We start from the raw sequence: 5,481 nt of genomic DNA, 5'->3' as shown, positions 1-5,481 counted from the left end.
CAAACAACTTGAGGCCGTATTTCTCTGCCAGCGCCCAGACCTTTTCCATGCGCACGGCCTGGCCGTAGAGGTGCACCACCATGATGGCGCGGGTGCGCGGGGTGATGGCCGCCTCAATCCTTTCGGGGTCAATGTTGCAGGTGTTCCACTCGGGTTCCACCAGCACGGGGGTGCAACCGTTTCGGGAAATGGCGAGGATGGTGGCGATGTAGGTGTTGGCCGGAACGATGATTTCATCCCCCGGGCCGAAGTCATGCGCCCGGATGATCAGTTCGAGGGCTTCCAGCCCGTTGGCCACGCCTAGGGCATACTTTGTGCCGCAGTACTCGGCAAAGTGCCGGCAGAAGCGTTCGTTCTCTTCACCCTGCACATACCAGCCCCTGTCAAGAACGGTCTTAATGCGTTCGTCCATCTCACCGCGGAAACGGTTGTTGACTTTAGCGAGGTCGAGAAAACTGACCACAGATACACTCCAAAATCGTCTAAATGGTGATACAAAAGATTGCGTCCATGAATGTCTGAAAAATCCTCGCATCTTCAACTTCTCTTATATTTTATTTTAAGCAGTGGAATAAATCCAAACAAATAGAATTTAATATATCTATCTGTATGAACAGTTTTTAATATTGTTATAAAATAAAAAATCTTATAATAAGATTTTATTCTGATGTCAAAATGTTTTCTCTGATTAAAATAATATTGATTTCTATAAACTTTATAAACATCAGAAAATTGCAATGACGTGTCATCCAGATACTTCTTTAAATTATTAACAGAATTTCCCACACTATGCTTTTCAGAAGTGTATTTTAAACACTTCATACCTATTTCATGTTTCTTTTTAAATAGATAAATATCGTTTATGATATCCTCAAAAGTGACAGTTTTTACAGGAGAATTTTGTATCTGTGATATACTCCAGCCCACACAATATCCAGAAGTATCGTATAAATAAATAAATTTATCCAATAGATATGGCTTAAGTGAGTAGGGAATGATGATGCTTGGCAAGGCGAGTGCACCGCCCTCCAGGGCGGAGATGCCCATAGCAAAGAGAATATCTATTTCATTACACAGGTAGTTGTCCAAATCTTCTCCAGTGACAGTCCCCGCATATATTAATCTTACCTTTGGCAAATTTTCATAAGGCTTAAGTTTATTTTTTTGATCGCCCTCGCCTATGATATGTATGTTTATAGAGTATTTCTGAATTTTTTTGGCACATTCTATAATATTAATTACTGCATAAATTTTATCCGTTACAAGCCTCCCCAAAATACCTATATTAACAACATTTTCATTTATAATATTTATCTTTGCTCTGCTATCTTTTTTATTAATGTGAACAGGTACATATTTTTTTGAAAAATTACAGCAGGATAATTTATTATTTTCTGCCCAATGTGCCATATCGCAAAAGACTTGAGCGTCATTTTTATAGACAAGGTTCATAAAATGACGCAGTTCAAGGTCATTAAACTGCATATTTGCCTGTAAGACAGGGAGACATTCATGGTGCCAATTGAAAAAGAGAACTTTTGTATCCATAAGCATACATGGCATATTATGCAGCATGTAGACTGGTGCAAAAAGTATGGCGTTTTCAATAAATATAGTGTCACCTGAGTAATCTTTAAAATCTATAAATGTTATTTTTGATGTATCTATGTCTATTTTATGGGTATATCCATCTACATAATCAATATAAAAGACTTCATAATTATCGTCTTTTGCAATTTCCACTGCCATTCTGAGCAGATAAAAGGGGCCGCCTCCTATTCTGCGATCAGGAAACCAGAAAACTATTTTCTTCTTCATTTTATGGCTCTTTTATTTTTCAATCAATTCAACAAGAAACATGTTCTTCAGCATGAAAAATGCAATCCGTTTGCCAAAATACGCTGACGGCCTGGGCTCGCGCATGACCCGGCAGCCAAGGCGCTCAAACAGCTCCAGAGCCTTAGCGAAATTCTCCACCTGATAGCCAAAATGATAGAGCTTGCCGCCTTGGGCAAGAATGGGAGAAAGCGTTTCCGAGCCGGGGAGATTGACCAGCAGTTCAAGGCGCGGCTGATTTCTGGCCACGAGAAACTGCCCGCCTATGCCCTGATTCCTGTCTTCAAAGAAAGTTCCCTCCTTTTTGTAGCCGAGCATCTGGAAGGCCTTCAGTTCACGGGACAGATTTTTTGCGGCAACCCCGATATGGTGGAAGGAACATTCCCCCAGGGCCATCTTCATGCTACGTTCGAAGATACGGAACGCCTTGCTTTGGAGTGTCTCCTGAACTGTTTCATAGTAATATTGCCTGTCAACGTAATGCTTCACGGCATCGTACTTTTTGCCGTCAATGGACAAGTAGTCACGGATTATGCCGCCGTTCTTCTGCCCGATGGCATCGTGGAAGGATACCACAGCGGTGCTGTCGCTCAGAGTCAGGCAATACAGCTCCTCAAGGCCAAGCCGCTCAAAGGCCGCCTGATACATTAAATCCACGCTCTCCACTGCGGCAAGCGAAGACTTGCGGATGACCCAGCGCCCCCATTCTGCCACGCCGTCCTTTATATGATAGATGCCGATGAGTCCCTCAGGCTCCCCGGTGATGAGGTTTTCCACCACAAAATAATAGTCGTCTTCCACATCGACATGCGCCTTCAGCCAGGCTTCCTGTTCGGAGACATCCGGCGAAATGGGATGGATGAAGCAGTTGCGCCTGGCATCTTCAAGCCGCGTGTCGATGATGAACTGCGCGTCTGTTACTTCCACGGGACGCAGCCGGTACCCGAAGCCGGAAACGGTGATGCGCTCTTTCATGCCTTTCCCACGATGTCCAGGATATTCTGAACCGTTTTGAGTTCCGCAATCTGCGCAGGTGAAAACGTCACCTCAAACTGTTCTTCCAGGGCAAAGACCAGTTCGATACGCTTCAGGGAATCCCAAAGACCTGTCTCGGAGGCGTGGGACTTGAGATATTCGGCATCCTTTCCTAGAATATCGGAAAGAAGGCTGTAGACCTGTTTTTCCTTATTCATCGCGTTCTCCTTCATGCAGGATGGTCAGAAGTTCACTCTGCGGGCGCGGTATAAACAAGGCGGGCATGACGTAGCCGCTGAGATACTGGCGATAGAACATCTCGGCGGGGCGGTTCCTTTCGCCCCGCACAAAGTTCACGCGGAGCTTGTCCACGCCCAATTTTTTCAAACCGGCCTGGAGAGCTGCAAAAATGATGATGTCGTCGATGCCCCGCCCCAGAGCGCGGCAGGAAATGTACAGTTCATCAAGAACCGCGGTATCGCCTTCCCGCACAAGTGCCAGCGCGCCTATCATGCCGCTGTCGGAAAGTTTGTCCCGAAGGTGCAGGGAGACGATGACACTGCCGGGGCTGGCCATAAGTGCTTCCACCTGCGCCAGGGTGTAACGGCGATAGGTAAAGATAAACTGGTTGGTCTTATTGGAGAGTTCCGCAATGCGCGTCTTGCCTGCCGCATCATTCAGCAGGATGCGAAGCTCCATGCCCAGATTTTTAAGATATTCCTCGTGGGAAAGATGTTCCTGAAGTTTTCTGCGCTCGGCGTTGGCCTGCACATCGGACTGCCGGAGTGCGTCTTCCCGGTTCTGAAAGGCCTTGAACAGACCCGGGAAACAGGAAAGGGCGCGGAGGGTTTTGCAGGCATCGTCCTGGGCGTGGAGCACATGGATGTCCGGCAGGCTGCCGGCGACCTCCGCCAGCTCTCCCAGATTGTCATCCACAAAGAGCATGGCGTCCGTACCAATGTTCAGCTCTTCGGCGATGGCGCGGAGGCCTTGGGACTTTGCCTGCCACGAGGCCTTGATGACGGTGAGAAATTCCTTCCGCAAGGGAAAATCTTTCCGTTCCTCAAACATTTCTTCCACATCGCGCGGATCGTTCTTTGAGACCACGCAGATGAAGAAGCCTTGTCCCGCAAGCTGCACGAGCTTGTCCTGCAAGGCCTTGTGCCCTTCCGTCAGGACAATCCCCGTCAGGCCGTCTTCTCCAAGCACGCCGCGGTAAAGCGTGTTGTCGAGGTCAACGGCCACCGCTTTCAGGGCAGGACGGAAAAGCGCCGGAAAATATTTCGTCCCCAGCTCTCTGGCCGCGGCAAGACAGGTTTTGTTGCTGAGTTTTGTGCCCGTGAGGGATTCGCGCGGCAGGTCAAAAAAAGGTTCTCCGACCTCCTCCCTGAGCGATTCAACGCTGAAGCAGAATACCTCATCGCCGAAGGAAAGATTTCTTCCGGTTGTGGCAATCAGAATGGGCTTACGGGTTTTCGACTTTAACTCCTGCACTCTTTCCAGAACAAAGGACTTAAGATCTTCAACCTCATATCTCAACAAATCTATCCACAAGAAGTATGCGTCTTCCGTATCCTTGAAATCAAAAAAGGTGAAGGAATCGTCATAGTCGCTGTATTCAAAATGTATATCCATGCCGGCATACAGCAGCCAGGGACTGATGGCGCTGGAAACCAGTTCAAAGGAATGGTTACGGAAAACCTTTACAGAAAACCTGTTGCTGCTGGTATTCCTGATTTTTACAAGTTCAGAGCGCAGGGGCGTTTTGTCAAAAAGGACTTTCTGGAGTTCAAGGGAATCCATGCTCATTTGCCTTCTTCCTTCTTAAATATATTGTAGTCTCTTATATAATCAGCTTCGTCATAATGTCCGTCTGCGATAACCAGAAGCACACTTTCTTCATCAATAAACGTCATGCTGTGCCAGACAAGACTGCCGATTAAAAGGCCTTTGTCTGAAGAATCGAGAATATACTCTTCTTCCTTTTCACCATATTCACAATGGACGTTTATTTTGCCGTGAATACAGATAAGAATCTGATTCAGCTTTCTATGTGCGTGAAAGCCTCTGGGTAGAGCTGCACTAACGCCATAGATATAATAGACGCGGCGAATCTCGAAAGGAACGTCCTGTCCTCCCTCAAGGGCGATGAGGGAGCCTCGCTCATCCCCATGGACAGGGAAGCGGACAAGTTCCACTTTGGGAGTCATGCTTTTCACGTTATTGACGCTCATCTTCTTTACTGAACAAGTCCAAAAGGAAATTGGGTGGGGGGATGGTTTCTCTGCCCGTGGCAACAAAATTTTGTTAGCGGCTGAAGGTCGATGTGCGGGCACATTCATGCGCTGCTGACTGCCGCGAACACGCCAGTTCCAGGGCCTCCGGTTTGTAGTGGCCGAGGAGCGTGTGCAGGCCTTCGCGGTTGACGCCCATGCTTATCAGGACGTTTGCGAAGGTATGGCGCAGATCCTGAAGGCGCAGTTCAGGATGCCCGAATTCATCGCGTATCTGGTACCAGTCACGGGTGATGTAGGTGAGGTGCGTTCCCAGGCTCGTAACGAACATCCACGGGGTGCCCTCGTGCCGCGGCAGCTTCTCAATAAACTTCTGAGCTTCGCTGCTCAGCGGGATGAGCCGCTGCCGTCCGGTAAAGCTCGCGGTCACGGTGAG

The 5,481-nt window shown here is 47.9% G+C and carries 6 protein-coding genes and 1 pseudogene; all 7 read right to left on the bottom strand.

Annotated elements, in window-relative coordinates; genetic code table 11:
• On the bottom strand, positions 1-463 hold a 463-nt coding region (locus tag Q0Z94_RS10900), incomplete at its 3' end, for an aminotransferase class I/II-fold pyridoxal phosphate-dependent enzyme (RefSeq protein WP_298069630.1).
• Between the two features lie 74 nt (positions 464-537).
• Positions 538-1,818: a hypothetical protein gene (locus Q0Z94_RS10895; protein ID WP_298069628.1), complete on the bottom strand. Its 1,281-nt coding sequence runs from the start codon at positions 1,816-1,818 to the stop codon at positions 538-540.
• A 12-nt stretch (positions 1,819-1,830) separates the two neighbouring features.
• Entirely contained in the window at positions 1,831-2,811 is a 981-nt protein-coding gene (locus Q0Z94_RS10890; RefSeq protein WP_298069626.1) for a GNAT family N-acetyltransferase, read from the bottom strand.
• A complete protein-coding gene (locus Q0Z94_RS10885) occupies positions 2,808-3,029 on the bottom strand; it encodes an acyl carrier protein (protein ID WP_298069624.1) in 222 nt (73 codons plus the stop codon). The genes Q0Z94_RS10890 and Q0Z94_RS10885 overlap by 4 nt, the downstream gene beginning before the upstream one ends.
• Entirely contained in the window at positions 3,022-4,620 is a 1,599-nt protein-coding gene (locus Q0Z94_RS10880) for an HAD family hydrolase (protein ID WP_298069622.1), read from the bottom strand. Before Q0Z94_RS10880 ends, Q0Z94_RS10885 begins: the two co-directional genes overlap by 8 nt.
• Entirely contained in the window at positions 4,617-5,045 is a 429-nt protein-coding gene (locus tag Q0Z94_RS10875; protein ID WP_298069621.1) for an FdtA/QdtA family cupin domain-containing protein, read from the bottom strand. Before Q0Z94_RS10875 ends, Q0Z94_RS10880 begins: the two co-directional genes overlap by 4 nt.
• 73 nt (positions 5,046-5,118) lie before the next feature.
• Positions 5,119-5,481, bottom strand: a pseudogene (locus Q0Z94_RS10870) (hypothetical protein); the annotation flags it as partial.

It is taken from the genome of uncultured Mailhella sp. (assembly GCF_947631555.1).
GTDB lineage: Bacteria > Desulfobacterota > Desulfovibrionia > Desulfovibrionales > Desulfovibrionaceae > Mailhella.
The sequence above is the reverse complement of the archived record's forward strand: the minus strand, read 5'-3'. Positions and strand labels throughout refer to the sequence as shown.

Excerpts from the sequence above, each read along its gene's own strand:
- Q0Z94_RS10895 (WP_298069628.1), bottom strand. The coding sequence starts at position 1,818 with ATGAAGAAGAAAATAGTTTTCTGGTTTCCTGATCGCAGAATAGGAGGC.
- Q0Z94_RS10890 (WP_298069626.1), bottom strand. The coding sequence starts at position 2,811 with ATGAAAGAGCGCATCACCGTTTCCGGCTTCGGGTACCGGCTGCGTCCC.
- Q0Z94_RS10885 (WP_298069624.1), bottom strand. The coding sequence starts at position 3,029 with ATGAATAAGGAAAAACAGGTCTACAGCCTTCTTTCCGATATTCTAGGA.
- Q0Z94_RS10880 (WP_298069622.1), bottom strand. The coding sequence starts at position 4,620 with ATGAGCATGGATTCCCTTGAACTCCAGAAAGTCCTTTTTGACAAAACG.
- Q0Z94_RS10875 (WP_298069621.1), bottom strand. The coding sequence starts at position 5,045 with ATGAGCGTCAATAACGTGAAAAGCATGACTCCCAAAGTGGAACTTGTC.